Annotated in this window: 18 protein-coding genes and 1 riboswitch; of the genes, 13 read left to right on the top strand and 5 right to left on the bottom strand. The window is 56.2% G+C overall.

Translation table 11 applies throughout. From position 1 onward, the window contains the following. Positions 1-2: 2 nt before the first annotated feature. The 7 genes from rpsP (at position 3) to GXX57_09000 (ending at position 3,469) form a co-directional block, all read left to right on the top strand. Positions 3-272, top strand: coding sequence for a 30S ribosomal protein S16 (gene rpsP, locus GXX57_08970; protein ID HHV44776.1), 270 nt, complete (start codon positions 3-5; stop codon positions 270-272). 30 nt (positions 273-302) lie between these two features. Next, on the top strand, positions 303-533 hold the full coding sequence (locus GXX57_08975; GenBank protein ID HHV44777.1) for a KH domain-containing protein: 231 nt from the start codon (positions 303-305) through the stop codon (positions 531-533). Positions 534-537: 4 nt separating this feature from the next. Beyond that, positions 538-1,071, top strand: coding sequence for a 16S rRNA processing protein RimM (rimM, locus tag GXX57_08980; protein ID HHV44778.1), 534 nt, complete (start codon positions 538-540; stop codon positions 1,069-1,071). Between the two features lie 19 nt (positions 1,072-1,090). Further along, entirely contained in the window at positions 1,091-1,837 is a 747-nt protein-coding gene (gene trmD / locus GXX57_08985; protein HHV44779.1) for a tRNA (guanosine(37)-N1)-methyltransferase TrmD, read from the top strand. Positions 1,838-1,859: 22 nt separating this feature from the next. After that, complete coding sequence (gene rplS / locus GXX57_08990; protein ID HHV44780.1) at positions 1,860-2,201, top strand: 50S ribosomal protein L19; 342 nt, start codon at positions 1,860-1,862, stop codon at positions 2,199-2,201. Between the two features lie 35 nt (positions 2,202-2,236). After that, the gene (gene lepB / locus GXX57_08995) at positions 2,237-2,788 is read left to right on the top strand and encodes a signal peptidase I (protein HHV44781.1); all 552 of its coding nucleotides are present in this window, start codon (positions 2,237-2,239) and stop codon (positions 2,786-2,788) included. A gap of 99 nt (positions 2,789-2,887) precedes the next feature. Next, the gene (locus tag GXX57_09000; protein ID HHV44782.1) at positions 2,888-3,469 is read left to right on the top strand and encodes a ribonuclease HII; all 582 of its coding nucleotides are present in this window, start codon (positions 2,888-2,890) and stop codon (positions 3,467-3,469) included. On the opposite strand, the gene GXX57_09005 is transcribed toward GXX57_09000, so the two are convergent. After that, the gene (locus tag GXX57_09005; GenBank protein ID HHV44783.1) at positions 3,459-5,624 is read right to left on the bottom strand and encodes a hypothetical protein; all 2,166 of its coding nucleotides are present in this window, start codon (positions 5,622-5,624) and stop codon (positions 3,459-3,461) included. The genes GXX57_09000 and GXX57_09005 overlap by 11 nt on opposite strands. Positions 5,625-5,631: 7 nt before the next feature. Beyond that, positions 5,632-6,693: a glycosyltransferase family 4 protein gene (locus GXX57_09010; protein HHV44784.1), complete on the bottom strand. Its 1,062-nt coding sequence runs from the start codon at positions 6,691-6,693 to the stop codon at positions 5,632-5,634. A 148-nt stretch (positions 6,694-6,841) separates the two neighbouring features. Here GXX57_09010 and GXX57_09015 point away from each other — a divergent pair, with 148 nt between their 5' ends. From GXX57_09015 to hslU, 6 genes are all read left to right on the top strand, one after another. Beyond that, positions 6,842-7,075: a hypothetical protein gene (locus GXX57_09015; protein HHV44785.1), complete on the top strand. Its 234-nt coding sequence runs from the start codon at positions 6,842-6,844 to the stop codon at positions 7,073-7,075. A 233-nt stretch (positions 7,076-7,308) separates the two neighbouring features. Next, on the top strand, positions 7,309-7,797 hold the full coding sequence (locus GXX57_09020; protein HHV44786.1) for a DUF494 domain-containing protein: 489 nt from the start codon (positions 7,309-7,311) through the stop codon (positions 7,795-7,797). A 31-nt stretch (positions 7,798-7,828) separates the two neighbouring features. After that, positions 7,829-9,883 carry a type I DNA topoisomerase gene (topA, locus tag GXX57_09025; GenBank protein ID HHV44787.1) on the top strand — a complete coding sequence of 685 codons (2,055 nt, stop codon included), beginning with the start codon at positions 7,829-7,831 and terminating at the stop codon, positions 9,881-9,883. A gap of 14 nt (positions 9,884-9,897) precedes the next feature. After that, a complete protein-coding gene (locus GXX57_09030; GenBank protein ID HHV44788.1) occupies positions 9,898-10,797 on the top strand; it encodes a tyrosine recombinase in 900 nt (299 codons plus the stop codon). A gap of 12 nt (positions 10,798-10,809) precedes the next feature. Continuing rightward, on the top strand, positions 10,810-11,358 hold the full coding sequence (gene hslV / locus GXX57_09035) for an ATP-dependent protease subunit HslV (protein HHV44789.1): 549 nt from the start codon (positions 10,810-10,812) through the stop codon (positions 11,356-11,358). A 2-nt stretch (positions 11,359-11,360) separates the two neighbouring features. Next, on the top strand, positions 11,361-12,755 hold the full coding sequence (gene hslU / locus GXX57_09040; protein ID HHV44790.1) for an ATP-dependent protease ATPase subunit HslU: 1,395 nt from the start codon (positions 11,361-11,363) through the stop codon (positions 12,753-12,755). 367 nt (positions 12,756-13,122) lie between these two features. Here hslU and GXX57_09045 read toward each other — a convergent pair whose 3' ends face one another. From GXX57_09045 to GXX57_09055, 3 genes are all read right to left on the bottom strand, one after another. Then, positions 13,123-13,602, bottom strand: a complete 480-nt coding sequence (locus GXX57_09045; protein ID HHV44791.1) for a glycosyltransferase — start codon at positions 13,600-13,602, stop codon at positions 13,123-13,125. A gap of 244 nt (positions 13,603-13,846) precedes the next feature. After that, complete coding sequence (locus tag GXX57_09050; protein ID HHV44792.1) at positions 13,847-14,428, bottom strand: ECF transporter S component; 582 nt, start codon at positions 14,426-14,428, stop codon at positions 13,847-13,849. Between the two features lie 104 nt (positions 14,429-14,532). After that, positions 14,533-14,663, bottom strand: a riboswitch (FMN riboswitch). Positions 14,664-14,953: 290 nt separating this feature from the next. Continuing rightward, positions 14,954-16,363: a cobyrinate a,c-diamide synthase gene (locus tag GXX57_09055; protein ID HHV44793.1), complete on the bottom strand. Its 1,410-nt coding sequence runs from the start codon at positions 16,361-16,363 to the stop codon at positions 14,954-14,956. Positions 16,364-16,547: the final 184 nt, after the last annotated feature.

The following is a 16,547-nucleotide window of genomic DNA, read 5'->3' on the forward strand; positions in this document are numbered from 1 at the left end:
GCTTGGCAGCAAGAATTAGATTGCGCAGAATGGGTGCGAAGAAGAGACCATACTACCGCCTGGTGGTGACCGACTCCGCGAAGGCTCCGCAGGGTAGCTACATCGAGGCCATCGGCCATTACGATCCCATTGCGGAACCCGCGCAGATTAACATCGATGAGGAGAAGGCCATCGATTGGCTCATGAAAGGGGCGAAACCTTCCGACACCGCCCGCCGCTTGCTGGAGAAATCCGGAGTGATGCAGCGGTTTAAAGAGTTAAGAAAGGCTTAAGTGACAGAGGGGTAGAGGGGGATGGACAAAGTGAAGGAACTAGTGGAGACAATCGCAAAGGCATTGGTAGACCAGCCCGATGAGGTGCGGGTCAATCCTGTGGCTGGCGAGAAATCGGTGATCCTGGAACTTACGGTAGCCCCCGAAGACATGGGTAAGGTGATTGGCAAGCAGGGACGGATCGCCAAGGCGATTCGGACCGTGGTGAAAGCAGCCGCGTCCAAGGAAGACAAGACCTACCATGTGGAGATCATCGACTAGGTAGGTGCGACGGAGGGTAGCCAAGTTGAGTAACGACGAGCTCATCGCCATCGGGGTGGTCACCAGGCCCCACGGCATCAACGGGGAGCTGCGGGTGAAGGTCTTGACCGACTTTCCCGATCGCTACTCCCTTCTGGAGCGGGTGTACCTGACCAAAGGGGAGAGAATTGAGGCGTTCCCGGTGGAACGGGTCAGGGAACACCAGGGGGACCAGTTGTTGCAGCTGGCGGGGATCGACACCCTCGATGAGGCGAATGTGTGGCGGACGGCCTACGTCAAGATCCCCAAGGAAGAGCTGGTGCCCTTGCCCGAGGGGAGTTACTACGTCTTCGAGTTGATCGGATGTACGGTGGTTACCGACACGGGGGAGAAGATCGGTGAGTTGGTGGATGTGCTGACCACCGCGGCCAACGATGTTTATGTGGTGAAGGGCAAGAAACAGGAGATTCTGTTGCCGGCCATCAGGGATGTGGTCAGGGACTTCGATCTTTCCACAGGGACCATTACCGTCCGCCTGCTTCCCGGGCTTGTAGATTGATGGAGCGTGTGGTGATGCTGTGAAGATTGATATTCTGACCCTGTTTCCCGAGATGTTTACAGGGCCCTTTGACCATAGTATGATTAAGCGGGCCAGGGAAGCGGAGATCGTGGAGATTCAGCTGTGGAACATCCGGGACTTCGCCCAGGATAAGCATCGTATGACCGATGATTATCCCTACGGTGGTGGGGCGGGGATGGTCATGAAGCCGGAACCCATCGTCTACGGCCTGCAGCATGTCTGCGCAAAACGGGCGGATCTGGAGCGGGAGACTGTGCTGATGTCGCCCCAAGGCCAGGTCTTTTCCCAGGACATCGCCCGGGAACTGGCCCGCAAAGAGCACCTGGTACTCATCTGTGGCCATTACGAAGGCGTGGACGAACGGGTTTATGAATATATTGACCGTGAGATTTCCATTGGGGACTATGTCCTCACCGGGGGAGAGCTTCCCGCGATGGTGGTGGTGGATGTGGTGTGCCGCCTGTTGCCCGGAGTTTTGGGCAGCGGACCAGCGGCGGCCTTAGACGACTCCATTGCCCATGGGTTATTGGAGTATCCCCAGTATACCCGACCCAGGGAATTTGCCGGGCGCGCGGTGCCTGAGATCTTGCTGAGTGGCCATCATGCCAAGATCGAAGCCTGGCGGCGGAAGGAGTCCCTGCGGAGAACGTTGCTGAAACGACCGGATCTTTTGGAGAAAGCCGATTTACAGGAAGAGGATTTCAGACTTCTGGAAGAGATACGCCAGGAAGAAGGGTTAAGTTAGACATAAGCAGGGAGTGAGTAGATTGGAATTGATTAGAGCCATTGAACAGGAACAGCTGCGAGAGGATATACCGGAATTCCGACCGGGAGACACCGTGCGGGTGCACCTGCGCGTTGTGGAAGGCGAACGGGAACGGATCCAGGTTTTTGAAGGTGTGGTAATCAAGCGCCGGGGCGGCGGCTTGCGGGAGACCTTCACCGTCCGGAAGATCAGCCAAGGTATCGGTGTGGAGCGGACGTTGCCGTTGCATTCTCCGCGCATTGCCAAGATCGAGGTTGTACGCCTGGGTAAGGTACGTCGGGCCAAACTGTACTACCTCCGGTCCAGACGTGGTAAGGCGGCCCGGATCAAGGAAAGGAGATAGGTGATACCGTGGGACAGGTGGAGAAATCGGAGTTAATGGAGTTTATCGAAGCTCTAGTCATTGCGGTTGCCCTGGGTCTGTTTATCGTGATCTTCATCGTCCAGTCCTTCTTGGTGCAGGGACAATCGATGGAACAGACCTTGACCGACGGACAGCGCCTCTTTGTGGATAAACTCACCTATCGATTTCGAGATCCCCAGCGGGGGGAGATCGTGGTATTCAAATACCCCAGCAATCCCTCCCGGAAGTTCATCAAACGGGTGATCGGGATTCCGGGTGATGTGGTGGCGATCCGGGATAATGTGCTTTACCTGAACGGAGTGCCCTTGGAGGAAGATTACATCATCGGGCCCACCCGGGGGATGTATGGCGCGCCCACCTTTGGTCCCCAAACGGTTCCCGAAGGCTGTTACTTTGTCCTCGGTGACAACCGGACCAACAGTGACGACAGCCGGTATCCCGACGTGGGGATGGTGAAACGGGAATTGATCGTCGGCAGGGCAATCATCAGCTATTGGCCACCTTCCCGGTTAGGTTTGATACGAATTCCCGAGATTTTCAAGGAAATGGAAGAAAAGCAGCAGTAGGGTGGGTAGCCGGGTGGTTACCCCCTACTTTTGTTTTCCGGAATCGAGGTTGGTCCCTTGGAGCTTAGTGTCATTGAACATGAGTACTTTCAAGCGGGTATGCGGTACATAGTGGGGGTGGACGAGGCGGGCCGGGGTCCCTTGGCGGGCCCCGTGGTGGCCGCCGCCGTCTGCTTGCCTCCGCAGGCAAATCTCCCTGGGGTACAGGATTCCAAGACCCTCACCGCGGCCCGACGGGAGGTTTTGTATGACCAAATCCGTAACCAGGCCCTGGCCGTGGGTTTAGGGGTGGTTTGGCCCGAGGTCATCGATCGGATCAACATTCTCCAAGCCACCCACCGGGCCATGGTAGAGGCGGTGGTGGACAGTGGAGTACAGCCCGATCTTCTCTTGGTGGACGGACTGTGGGTCTCTAGGCTGGATATGGCCCCCCAGGTTGCCCTGGTGAAGGGGGATGCCCTGTGTCTTTCCATCGCCGCGGCCTCCATCGTGGCCAAGGTGGAACGGGATCGGATCATGGTCGCCTTGGACCAAGAATACCCGGGCTACGGGTTTAGTAAACACAAGGGTTACCCCACCAAGGAGCATATCGCGGCGATTCAGGCTTTAGGCCTTTGCCCCCAACACCGCCGCACCTTCTGCCAACAGCTCCAACAGACCACCCTGGACCTTAGCTCCTAGCCTCTTTTTGTACCTGTAGTCCCACCAGATACAGGAAGGTGGGGGTGACACTGACCAGTAAAGTGGCGGCACTCACCACCCCGGAATCGTTGACCAGGAAGGTAACAAAGGTACTGATCACTGCCGCCTTGATCCCCGCTGCAATGTGAGGGTGTTGTTTTGCCAAGGTCTGGAAGATTGCCGGGGGTCGGATCATGAGTAGCCCAGTCACCCCCAAACAAACCAGCAGCACCTGGCTCCAAATGGTGTAGCGGACCAGCTTCAGGTTGGTGTTCAGTTTCCGAAGGATGGTACTGGCGACCACTTTGAAGTCCCCTTGGAGTAGACTATAGGCGAAGCGGCCGAAATGGGATGCGCCCTCCTGTCCCAACAGGGCATCCACCAGTCCCATAAAGCCCAACAGACCCCCAGTAGCCAAGAGCGCCAGCACTAGATGTTTCCATTGGAAACGGCCCCACCTTAGGAAACAAAGGAGTAATACCCCGCCCATGGCCGCGGTGATGGCCCCGCCCGTATTGGCCCCCAAATTGGGGGCGGCAATGGCGAAGGCCGAAAGCCCCAGGATGCCCACCACCCCATACCAAAGAAGGGGGAGTGGAAATTTGTCTTTACCTCTTTCCAAGAGCAAAGCACAGCCCAGTAGGGAAGTACCCACCAGCACCCCCATGTATTCATTACCAATGCCATAAAAGCGCGCCCCACCGATAAAATCATAGCCCAGGGGAGAATAGGGAAAATGGACCCCTTGGACAAGGATCTCCACCCAGAGGGCCACGGTGGTCAAAAGATGGATGAACAAAAAGGGATCGAGGGGATGGGCCCGAAACCCACTGGCCACCAGGGTCACAAATCCGGCGGAAAGACAGATGAAAAGAAGATGCGCCGGGATACCCGTCAAAGGGAGAAGACTGACCAAGAGTAAGGCTAAGGGGATCGCCGCGATCACCAACAGCAACACCCGAAAGGCCCACAGGACCCACCCCGTCAAAAGGTGGATCAAAAGGAGTAACGTATACAGGGAAAAGGTGCCGATGACCAGACCAATGAAGAATCTAATCAGAGTGGCCCGATGCAGGTTCATGGTGCGAGCCCGTTCCTTCATATTGATCAGGACCGACATTTTGTCCGGTGGTGCCGGTTTTGGTGTGATGGTCAATCCCACCACCTCCTTGGGCACCGGTAGATCCAGGAAGGCCAGGATGGTGCTGGTGAGATCATAGTTGGCCACCAAACCTTCCCGCCGGGTGGTGGGGGAAAAGATGATTGCCTCTTCCCAACCGGGTCCGGCCACAATGACCGGCGAGAGGGACGGCTCCTCCCGCGGGACTAGACTGGGTAGAACCAAAAGGGTATTGGGGGGGAGAGCATCCCATAGCTGCTGGACAAACTGGTCCAGGCGCCTCAGGCTGAGATGGAGAAGTTCCCGGAAACGCTCTGGGGAAATCTGCTGCTGGGTGGCCATCAGCCGCACCAGATCCCCCGGTTCCACCACCAAAAGACTTGTCTCCTCCAGCAGGTCTAGGCAGGCTCCCAGGAGTCTTTCATAGTCGGTGCGGTAAAGGTAGGGCCAGGTCGGGTCCCCAAGGAGTACGTCCCGCAACTGTCCCCGGGGAGTGACGCCGGTGTCGTCGGTGGTGATGAGGACATGGGCCCGTTGCCGTTGGGTGCCCACATCTGCGTTGCCTACCACTGCGCTAACGAGGCCATGGTCCCGGAGGGTCTGCCCCAGGGCGAAGGGGGCCACCGGATAGGGCAGCAAAGCCCCTTGACCGCTGGTCTGGGCGATGAAGGGCAAGAGCACTTCCCCCGCGGGCAGTCCTCCCTGGAGAGAGGTCCAAAGCTCTTCGGCAGTGATCCCTCCCACCGACTCCCTTCTTTCCAGGGCCAGTTCCGCCTGGGGGCCGGTGCGCATGCGGCTTCCTGCCGCCAAAGTTCCGTAGGCATTGGGCAGGTTTAACGTTCCGCCTGTACGGTTATTGATTAGTCCTGCGGTATACTGGTTGGCCAGCTGCCAAAGGGTTGGTGTCTCTGCGGGGGTGATATCCTCAATGTCAACGAAACTGAGAAGTACAACCACCACCTGTTCCCCCCGGACAAGGGCCCCGGGACACAAGAGTATCAGCGTCAAAACCACACCGACGATCCGTTTTGCCATGGATAAATCACCTCAAAAGGGCCCGATAGATCCCTTCTTGGGCTTGTACGGCCCTAGACACACTGAACAGGGCCTGTTGCCTGTGGCGAGCCTTGGCGGCCAACGCCCAAAAGGGCCTAGGATCCTGCAAAAACTCCCCGATTCTTTGGCTTAAGCTTTCCACATCCTGGGCGGGAACCAGGGTGCCGCAGTTTCCGTAATCTAGGGCCTGGGGAATGCCCCCCACCGCAGTGGCGATGATGGGGACTCCCCAGGACATGGCTTCCAGCAAAGTAAGGGGCAGACCCTCTTGGTGGGAGGGGAGGACCACCAAGTCGGCGGTCCGCCAAAACCGGGACATATCTTCCACATAACCCCACCACCGCAGCCGGTGATCCAGTTTCAACTGGCGCCCTAGTTCCTGGTAGGTTTCCAGGGCTGGACCGCTGCCGGCCAAGTCCACCACGTACGGCGGGGGACAGGACCCTTCCAACTGGGCGAGGGCTTGGAGGAAGGTCTCGATTCCCTTTCCCGGCAGCATCCGGGAAGCCACCAGGATCTTTGCCATCTCTTGTCCCCCAGGACTACGGGCCGGTTGGGATTCCACGCCCCACAGGAGAACCTCCACCGGGCCTAAAGGGGCTAGCATCTGCCCGAGGGGTGGGGACACCGCAATGAATTGCCGGTACCGGGGCAGCACCCGCTGGGTGAACCGAAAGACCCAAAGATCCCGGGGCGAGAGCATGTTGTGTAGGGTGGCTACCTTGGGCACCCCTAGCCCCCAGGTGGCCAGTTGGGTTAGGACACAGGCCTGGTACCCGTGGCTGTGGATCAGCTGGGGCCGAAGGTCCTGAATGGACCGACGCAGTTGGCCCGCGGCCAAAAGGGGGCGCCGGTAATCCGCAGTCAAGTACTCTGCTCCCCTGGTGTGAACCTCTGCGGCCAGGGCGGGATCCTCGGGACCGAAGACCGTGTGCCGAAAGATTTCCCTGGTGCTATGGGCCAAGAGGTCTAGGATATATTTGCGCATGCCGCCGGCCACGGGGCGGATGACCTGCAAAATGTGATACCTTTCTCCATTCATGATCATAGTATTACCAGCAGTGGTTATTCTTAAGCCCTTTTCCGAGGGGAAGCTTGTGGTTTTTGGCACATTGTCCGGCAGGGTTAGCTTCGGGCAATCTGGCGTAAGCTAAGGCTGACCAACAACAACTCGGAGGTAGAAAGGGGTAATTGTCGTGTTACCGGGCGTCACCCAAGCGCGGATGTATACTTGTCCCATCTGTCATGCTAGCGCCCCCCATTTTGTCAAGGGTAAGCGGGGGGAGACCTGGGGGTTGGAATGTAGTAATTGCCTTTGTGGCTCCCTGGTCAACGAGCGGGATCTAGAGCATTACGAACTGCAGTGGGAAGAGGAACTACGGGAGATCCTAGAGGGTCTCAGTAAAGAATTTGAAACCGATGACGACTGAGCCCTGCTCTGTCCGGAAATTCCAAGGAGGGAAAGAAGGAAAACCGCACTCCTATGGACAATGATTTAGACACGGGGTGATCTCGGGCCGATTGTAGCGTTTGACACTAACTTGTATTTCCCCAGCCTTCTGATATAATCGGTAAGGAAAATGTACTGGTAAGTGATTCCAAAGGCGCTGGAGTCTCGGTGCTGCGGCAACGCTACAATTTGCCTGTAAAGGGGTGGCGGAGGATGAGCAGGAAAGTCATCGAAATTGTCATGAACATGATCGAATATGCATTAATGGATAATGAGGACAGCGACGGCATCGATATGGTCCAGGACCTGATCAAGCAAGGCTATGCCATGGAAGACATTGATACAGCCTTTCAGTTTGTGTTAAGTCTTCCAGAGATCCTTAAGGAGAAGATGCAACGGCGTGAGGTGGTCGACTGTCACGGCGATGCCATCCGGGTTTTGTCGCCCCAGGAGCGGGCCAAACTCAGGGAAGATGCCCAGGAATGGTTGTTGAGACTATATAGCGCAAAGCTCCTTACCCCTGATGAATTCGAGGCGATTCTGACCGAAGTAGATATCCTGGAGCTGGAGGAAGTGGGGGTGCGGGAACTGAAGTGGATCCTCAGCCAAGTGGTGGAGGATGAAGGCCGTGCGATTTTGCTGGCCACCACCCCCGTCTTCGGGCCCGGCTCCAAGGATAAGATTCTTGGTCAGTTAAACTGACAGTTTTTGTGCCAGTTTTGGAGGTGGCAGTGTGTCGAAATCGCTGGTTATCGTGGAATCCCCAGCGAAGGCCAGGACCATTAGTAAGTTCCTGGGTAGAAACTATGTGGTCAAAGCATCCCAAGGTAATGTTCGTGACCTGCCCCGCAGTCAGCTGGGGGTTGACATAGAGAACGGATATACGCCCAAGTACATTACCATCCGCGGGCGGGGTCCGATCTTGCAAGAACTGCGGAAGACCCAAAAACAAGTAGATCGGGTACTACTGGCCACAGACCCCGACCGGGAAGGGGAAGCTATTTCCTGGCATCTGGCCCAGGTTTTGAATCTAGACCCGAATGAGCCCATCCGCATTGAGTTCCATGAGATTACCAAACAGGCGGTCCAGGAGGCCTTGAAACATCCCCGACAGGTGGATCAAAAACGGGTGGATGCCCAGCAGGCCCGTCGGGTCCTCGATCGCTTGGTGGGCTATAAGCTGAGTCCGCTGTTGTGGGCAAAAGTCAGAAAAGGTCTCAGTGCCGGACGGGTGCAGTCGGTGGCAGTCCGGCTGATCTGTGATCGGGAGGCGGAGATTGAACAGTTTGTCCCCGAGGAATATTGGAACATTACCGCCCATTTTCTCCGCAAGGATGGGCAAAAGTTCCAAGCCCAACTGCGCCGCAAGGCGGGGAAAAAGTTTGAGATGAAGGACGAGGCCGCGGCCAAGCAGGTCCTCGTAGACTTGGAGAAGGCAGAGTACATCGTGACCGCGGTGAAGTCCCGGCAGCGGCAGCGCAAACCCGCCGCGCCCTACACCACCAGTACTCTGCAACAGGACGCTTCCACGCGACTGGGCTTTGGGGCTCAGAAAACCATGCTCATTGCCCAACAGCTCTATGAGGGTTTGGAATTGGGTAGTGCCGGTTCTGTTGGTCTAGTGACCTATATCCGGACCGACTCCACCCGGGTGGCGGAGCAGGCCCAAAGGGAAGCGGCGAACCTGATCAAGAACCTTTACGGACCGGAATACGTTCCAAAGACGCCGCCGGTATACAAATCCCGGGCAACAGCCCAGGGGGCCCACGAGGCCATTCGGCCCACCAGTGTGGAGTTGTTGCCGGACCAGGTGAAAGAATACTTGAGCCGGGATCAGTATCGGCTGTACAAACTGATTTGGGAGCGGTTTGTGGCCAGTCAGATGGCTCCCGCACTCTTCGATGTGCTGTCGGTGGATATTGAGGCGAAGGACTACATGTTCCGAGCCACCGGATCCACCCTGCGCTTTGCGGGCTTTACCAAGGCTTTGAGCAACTACACCTTTACCGAGGAGATCCTGCCTCCCTTGGAAGAGGGAGAAAAGCTAAAATGCACGAAGCTGGAGCCAGAGCAACATTTCACCAGTCCGCCGCCCCGGTATACGGAGGCGATGCTGGTAAAAACCCTGGAAGAGTTAGGAATTGGTCGGCCTAGCACCTATGCCACCATCATCCAGACCATCCAGAAGCGGGGATACGTCGTCTTGGAGGAAAAACGGTTTGTGCCCACGGAATTGGGGCAGATCGTGGTTTCGATCCTCACGGAACACTTTCCCGATATCGTCGATGTGGAGTTTACGGCCCAGATGGAAGAGAAACTAGACGCCATCGAACTGGATAAGGCCAATTGGATCCAGGTGATCGATGAGTTTTACCAGCCCTTTGAGGAGTCGCTCCAACGGGCCATGGGGGCCATTGAGGAAGTGGAGCTAGCCGACGAGGTGACCGACGAGATCTGCGAAAACTGCGGCCGGAACATGGTGATTAAGCACGGTCGCTTTGGTCCCTTCTTGGCTTGTCCGGGTTTCCCTGAGTGTCGTAATACGAAGCCCTTGCTTGAGGAGATCGGCGTCAATTGTCCCAATTGCGGTGGAAAGATCGTAAAGCGGCGGAGCAAGCGGGGACGGCAGTTTTTTGGCTGTGCTAATTATCCGGATTGTGACTTTACCAGTTGGGCTGAGCCCACCGGGGAGAAATGTCCGGCGTGCGGTGACATCCTCGTCAAACGGCAGCAGAAGGGCGAGACCTACGTGATCTGCAACAACAAGGAGTGTAAGTACCGGCCCTAGGGTGGGAACGTTAAGTGGATAGCTACATCGATCAGTTCATCCAATACTTGCAGGTGGAGCGCAACTATAGTCCCCATACCATCGCCGCCTACGCCCGGGATGTGGGAGACTTTCATGACTTTGTTTTGAAGTGGTTTGACGGCAAAAAGGTGGATCCGCAACAGCTCGATCCCCAACTGCTTCGTTGGTATCTGGCCTCCCTGTGGCGACAGGATTTGAGCAAGACCACTATTGGTAGGAAACTGGCCGCCCTCCGTGCCTTTTTTACCTTTCTGTTCATCAGGGGGATCGTCCGGGAAAACCCCACCCGCCAAATCGCCCGGCCGAAGACCGAGCGGCCCCTGCCCTCGGTCCTAAAGGACAGTGAACTGGCTGTGTTAATCGACTCCTGCGACGACACCCCCCTGGGTCAGCGGGATCGCGCTATCCTAGAGCTATTCTACGGCTCCGGGATCCGCTTGAGGGAACTAGCGGGTCTGCGGTTGACCGATGTAGACCTGGGGCAAAAGCAATTACGGGTGTTCGGCAAAGGGCGCAAGGAGCGGTTGGCCCTCTTTGGGCGTCAAGCCGCGGAGGCGTTAGAGCGATATATCAACCATGGCCGCAAGGAGCTCTTGGTTAAGGGACATCAAGAGACCACGGCGCTTTTCTTGAATTACCGGGGAGGAGAATTATCGCCGCGGGGGATCCAAAAGATCGTGAAGAATCGGGCCCAGGCTGCCTTAGCCCGGAGCGACGTTTCACCCCATACCCTAAGGCACTCCTGTGCCACCCAGCTTTTGATGGGTGGTTGTGATCTGCGGAGTGTCCAGGAACTATTGGGGCATGAAAAGCTGTCCACCACCCAGAACTACACCCGGGTGGATCGGAATCATCTGAAATTGGTGCATAACCTGGCTCACCCGCGCCGATAGGGAGGGATCCCAGTGCTGAATATTCATGGTACCACCATTGTGGCGGTGAAAAGGGACGGTGCCGCGGCCATCGCCGGTGATGGTCAGGTCACCTTCGGTGAAAAGATGATCATGAAGCATAAGGCGAAGAAAGTGCGGCGCCTTTACCAAGGGAAGGTTCTGGCAGGTTTTGCGGGCACCGCCGCCGATGCCTTTACCCTCTTTGACAAGTTCGAAGCGAAGTTGGAACAATACCACGGCAACTTGACCAGGGCCGCGGTGGAACTGGCGAAGGAGTGGCGTACTGATCGCATGTTGCGCCAGCTGGAGGCCCTTCTGGTGGTGATGGACCGGGAGCGTTTATTTGTTATCTCGGGGACCGGGGAAATCATTGAGCCCGATGATGACTTTGTGGCCATTGGTTCTGGGGGCCCCTTTGCCCAGGCGGCGTGCCAGGCGTTGTATCGATATACGGATTTGTCTGCCGCGGAGATAGCGAAGGAGGCCATCCGGATCGCTGCCAGCATCTGCGTCTACACCAATGAGTATATCACTGTGGAAGAGCTGTCAGGAGGCGCGTAAAGATGGAACTTACCCCGAAGGAAATCGTGGCCGAACTGGATAAGTACATTGTGGGCCAGGAAAGTGCCAAAAAGGCAGTGGCCATCGCGTTGCGGAATCGATACCGGCGTCTAAAGCTTCCCGAAGAGTTGGCCGATGAAGTGGTGCCGAAGAACATCCTGATGATTGGACCCACTGGGGTGGGGAAGACGGAGATCGCCCGGCGCCTGTCCAAATTGGCCAATGCACCCTTTATCAAAGTGGAAGCTACCAAGTTTACCGAGGTTGGCTATGTGGGGCGGGATGTGGAGTCGATGATCCGGGATCTGGTCCGGGTTAGCATCCAAATGGTGGAGACGGAGAAGATGGCCCAGGTGGAGGAGAAGGCCCAGGTTGCCGCGGAGGAGCGGCTGTTAGACCTGTTGGTACCCAGCTCCCGGCCCAAACGCCCCCGTACTCCCTTTGATGCTTTGCTGCAGTTGTCGGGACGAGAGGGTAGTCCCCAGGAGACGGTGGAAGCAGAGGCCCAGGAGGATCCTGGAAGACTGCGGGAGCAAATGCGTGCCAGGCTGCAGAATGGGGAATTGGAGGAGCACCTGGTGGAGCTGGAGACAGAGGATCGTTCCCTGCCGGTCTTTGAGATTTTCACCGAGTCAGGGGTGGAGGAACTGGGTGTCAACTTCCAGGATGTCCTCGGAGATATGCTTCCCAAACGTAAAGTTAAAAGACGACTCCCGGTGAAAAAGGCCCGGCAATTGCTTCTTCAGGAGGAAGCCCGGAAATTGCTGGACCAGGATGAAGTGGTGGCCGAAGCCATCAACCGGGTGGAAACAGCAGGCATCGTCTTCCTTGATGAGATAGACAAGATCGCCCATACGGGCCCCACCCACGGTCCCGATGTCTCTCGGGAAGGGGTGCAAAGGGATATCCTGCCCGTGGTAGAAGGCTCTACAGTGATGACCAAGTGGGGTCCGGTGCGGACGGATCATATCCTGTTCATTGCCGCCGGTGCCTTTCACGTGGCCAAACCATCGGACCTGATTCCCGAACTGCAGGGACGGTTCCCCATCCGGGTGGAACTGTCTAGCCTGAGCGAAGAGGATTTTGTCCGGATTCTGACCGAACCCAAGAATGCTTTGATCAGGCAGTATCAGGCCCTATTGGCCACCGAAGGGGTGACGGTGGAGTTTACTGAGGAGGCCATCCGCCATATCGCGTATATCGCCCGGCTTGTCAACGAGCGCACCGAGGACATTGGCGCCCGGCGTCTGCATACCATCATGGAAAAACTACTGGAGGATTTATCCTTTGCTGCTCCTGAATTGAACGGTCAGAGGGTGACTATTACGAAGGAATATGTTCAGGAGAAACTGGGGGATATTGTTGAGGATCACGACTTGAGCCGGTATGTTTTGTGAAAATTAAGCCCAAGGCAGTAACCTTGGGCTTGATTTTGCGTGCCCAGCGCGTGTATTAGGGCGAGAGTCTCGAAGGGCGAAGGTAGCGGTAGCTGTAGCTGAACACAAGGGTGTCCACGGTGGGGTGGAATCTGAAGGAAGTGGGCGGCAAACCTCCGGCCCGACGAACAGGAACCAAAGTCCTTGCTAGCGAAGGCTGCCGAGAGTAAAGCAAATGCTCTTCATTCTGCTTAGCGCTGCTCAGCCGGAAGACCCAGTGCTCTTGCTTTCGTCGAGCTTAAACCCATCAATCGGAGGCTCCATAAACCAGGGGATCTGGGGATCCCTTTGGATGTGGCACTCTTCTTCCATCCGATGTAGCGCCTTTTTATACGTGTCCAGATACAGGTCGGAGCCGCCTTGGGATCACGAGGATAGGACTTCGGAAAGCTTGAGGATAGATACTCAGTCGTTGCCTCTGTGGAGAACCATCGGAATTGAGAAGTCGGTTGGTAGCGCCGTCAATCTGCCGGTGTTCCTCAAGGAACTTGAACATGCGAAACAGGCTGCCGGAAACCGGTTCCGTATCCCTATTGGTTACTAAGATGTAAGTGGGTGCAAAGGTTAGAGTCTCGTCAACGGCGAGGTTAAATCCCACCGCGGGGCCTTGGTTTTTGGGATTCGCCACCGTGAAGGTACGAGGATGAAACCTGGTGATCCGTTTTAAGGTGTCATCCCCCGAAGCGTTGTCCACGACTACAGGCCTGATGTTCAGACTAAAATCTCTCACTTCCCGTTCCACCGCTTCTAAAAGCCTGCGCACTAACTCCGGCGTTCTGTAGGTGACAACGGCTGTAGCTATATCCACCAAGGCTTAATCCCCACTCTCACGGCAAATTCGCCTTCTGCGTTCAAAAAGGAGTTTTTCAACCATCGGAAAAGTCCTTCAACAATCACGCTAAGATCCAGGTTGCCCGTTCATAGGCTTGAAACGTGGGGCAGTCTGTCTAAGACTTCTGGAACTGAGCAGGAAAAGCGTTAGGCCTGGTGAACTGCCGGGGTACTTACGGTGGTGAGAGGGGACGGGGTTTAACCGCCCCCTTTTACTCAATCTAACCGCGGGTTGATTTTGGGTTGCTGACCCTTGCGGACTCGAGGGCCGCAAGCCGGTCTACATAGCGGGACACGGTCTTGTATACCACGAAGGTTACCACCGAGTTGATACCCGCCTTCAGCAAGTTGAAGGGGATGATGGTGGGCACAAGCATGGACACCACCACTTCCCTGGGTTTCCCGAGAAAATGGACGGTGAAAATGAGGTTCAAGGGGATCATGACCAATGTCTTGGCCAAGGAACCTAGGATTAAAGCGATGAGGGCGCCTACCCGTGTGCGCTGGAACTGGTAGTACAACCCTGCCACCACCGCGAAACTACCGGTGGCGATGATGTGCATCAAGATTCCGATCCAGTCACTACTGGCAGAGACCGTCAACCCTTGGATCACTGACACCACGATGGTGAGTAGTACACCACTAACCGGTCCGAAGAGGAAAGTGGCAATTAAGATGGGTACGTCCGCCATGTCGTATTCCAGGAACGGTGCCCAAGGAAAGAGGGGAAAACGCACTAAGTACATGAGGACGACGGAGATCGCGGCCAGCATGGCCAGGGTTGCCATTTGGTGGACTGACATGACTTTCTTCACTGCACATACCTCCATGCTCAAATAATTCTGATGCTGGAGGGCAAAAAAATTGCCCCTCTTCGGGGGGCAAAAAGAAGCAGCGATATGTTGGAATTCCGCTTCTTCCATCCGGACTATACCGTCGGCACCGGGTTCTAACCGGTTCAGCTTACGCTCGCGGGCTCATCAGCTCTTTGGCTGCTTCACCGCCGGTGGGGACTTTCACCCCGCCCCGAAGCATCAAGTATATTATATGGGGACTAGGGCGCGGGGTCAAGGGTCTTATCCCGGTTCATAAGCAAATTGAACCCGGATCGCCCAGGGGGCGATTAGGAGTGCCTTTTGCCGGAAAAACGATGCCCGTGGATTCGTTTCAGAGAGATTGTGCAGTAAACCAGTTGATGTGTGAGAGCAACGGCGACCTCTTTGCGGCCAATAAGACTGCCCCGGGCAGACAGCTTTCTTCCCTGTACAAAGGGCGGTTTCAGACAAGCAAATTGTGAAGGAGGAATACCCTTGTTTCCCGCAGCATTGCTAATCATGGTAGGTTACAGGCTGTTGTCCTTTTCGGAAGGCCTGGGCAGCTTTCAGGAAACGGGTTGCAACACCGGCCGAGGAGTTGAAATAGACATAGGCTAAGCTTGCTACCACATTTCCCTGTTGATATCCCCCCACGTGTTCTTGTCCCTCACTGTCTTTGGCCCGGTAGAGTCCCGGCGTAAGATCCGAGTCTTCCACACGCATTTGGTGGAATTCCTGTCCGCGCATGATGGTTCCCGCCGGACCGAAGATAGAATTCTGTTGGGTGGTCAACTCCAGATAGCGGATTTGCAAATAATCCGCATCCAGGACGAAATCCATTGGCAACACACCGCTCATTTGATAAGTGCTGCCCCTAAAGTCTCGTAAGGAACGTCCCAGGTAAAGCAAAGCACTACACTCGGCATAGATCGGCATACCTTGTACCGCAGCCTGACGCAGTTGCGCCGCTAACTTCTTGTTTTCCGCTAGTTGGGAGGCGAAGGGCGGGAGATAGCCGCCTCCCAGGTATACCGCGTGGGTATTCGGTGGTAAGGGATCGCCTGCAACTGGTGAAAACTCCACGATCTCAAACCCAACGGCCTGCAATGCCGCTAGATTCTCTGCGTAGTAGAAGCAGAAGGCGGCATCCTTTGTCACCGCCAGGCGGGTCCGTGGAACGTGAACTTGGGCAGGGGTAGGCTGGTAGGTCTGCTTGGTCCTTTGGCCTATGGAAGTTCCAAAGATTCTCTCCACATCCATCTGCTCAGCCACGGAACGAAGGTTCTCCTGTTCGATGCCTTCGCTATCGTGCGACGGGGTAACTAAGCCCAGGGTGCCTTCGGCCACCCGCAGATGGGGATCGTCACAGATGACGGATAATACCCGGTTCCAGCGTTCGTTGCCAATGCCCTCCTTGATTAGGTTGGCGTGGACCAGGCTTCCTCGCCGGCCGCAGCGGTTGAGGATAAAGCCCGCAATTTGCACCTCGGGATCGAAGGAGTCCAACCCATCCATGAGGGCACCGGCGGTACGGGTCATGCCATAGACATCGATGACCACAACGACGGGGACGTTGAGGATCCTGGCCAGATGGGCGGCACTACCCTCATCGGTCCCCTTGGCGCCGTCGAACAGGGCGCCCATACCCTCGATCACCGCCACGTCGGCGTCTGCAGTCCAGCGGGCAAAGACCTTCCGAATCTCAGCTTCTCCCATCATCCAAAGATCCAGGTTCACCGAGGGTCGGCCTACGATTGCGGTGTGATACATGGGATCGATGAAATCGGGGCCAATCTTAAAGGGCTGGACCACCAGTCCTCTTTCTTTCAGGGCAACAAGCAAAGCACGGGTAACGGTGGTCTTCCCCGCACCACTGTGGGTAGCGGAGATGATTACGGTGGGTGTCTGATTTTGCTCTTGCATGTTCTTCATCCCCAACAGCTTATTGGTTGCCCGCCGGGATACCGGGCCATGGAAACCCAGTTCTTGTTTTGCGGGCGGGATACACCGTCTATGTTTTGATATACCCGGCAGGCTTGATACTCCGGGTACATTGTAGAGTCCGCAAAGCGGTGTGTCAACCTGACAAGGCTCTATGGTGAAGGAG

The sequence above is a fragment of the Bacillota bacterium genome (assembly GCA_012839765.1).
Lineage (GTDB): Bacteria > Bacillota > Limnochordia > DUMW01 > DUMW01 > DUMW01.

What these genes read in the sequence shown, in the direction of transcription:
- GXX57_09055 (HHV44793.1), bottom strand. Translation starts at nt 16,363, where the DNA reads ATGCAAGAGCAAAATCAGACACCCACCGTAATCATCTCCGCTACCCAC.
- GXX57_09005 (HHV44783.1), bottom strand. Translation starts at nt 5,624, where the DNA reads ATGGCAAAACGGATCGTCGGTGTGGTTTTGACGCTGATACTCTTGTGT.
- GXX57_09020 (HHV44786.1), top strand. Translation starts at nt 7,309, where the DNA reads ATGAGCAGGAAAGTCATCGAAATTGTCATGAACATGATCGAATATGCA.
- lepB (HHV44781.1), top strand. Translation starts at nt 2,237, where the DNA reads ATGGAGTTTATCGAAGCTCTAGTCATTGCGGTTGCCCTGGGTCTGTTT.
- GXX57_09050 (HHV44792.1), bottom strand. Translation starts at nt 14,428, where the DNA reads ATGTCAGTCCACCAAATGGCAACCCTGGCCATGCTGGCCGCGATCTCC.
- hslU (HHV44790.1), top strand. Translation starts at nt 11,361, where the DNA reads ATGGAACTTACCCCGAAGGAAATCGTGGCCGAACTGGATAAGTACATT.
- GXX57_09000 (HHV44782.1), top strand. Translation starts at nt 2,888, where the DNA reads ATGCGGTACATAGTGGGGGTGGACGAGGCGGGCCGGGGTCCCTTGGCG.
- GXX57_09010 (HHV44784.1), bottom strand. Translation starts at nt 6,693, where the DNA reads ATGATCATGAATGGAGAAAGGTATCACATTTTGCAGGTCATCCGCCCC.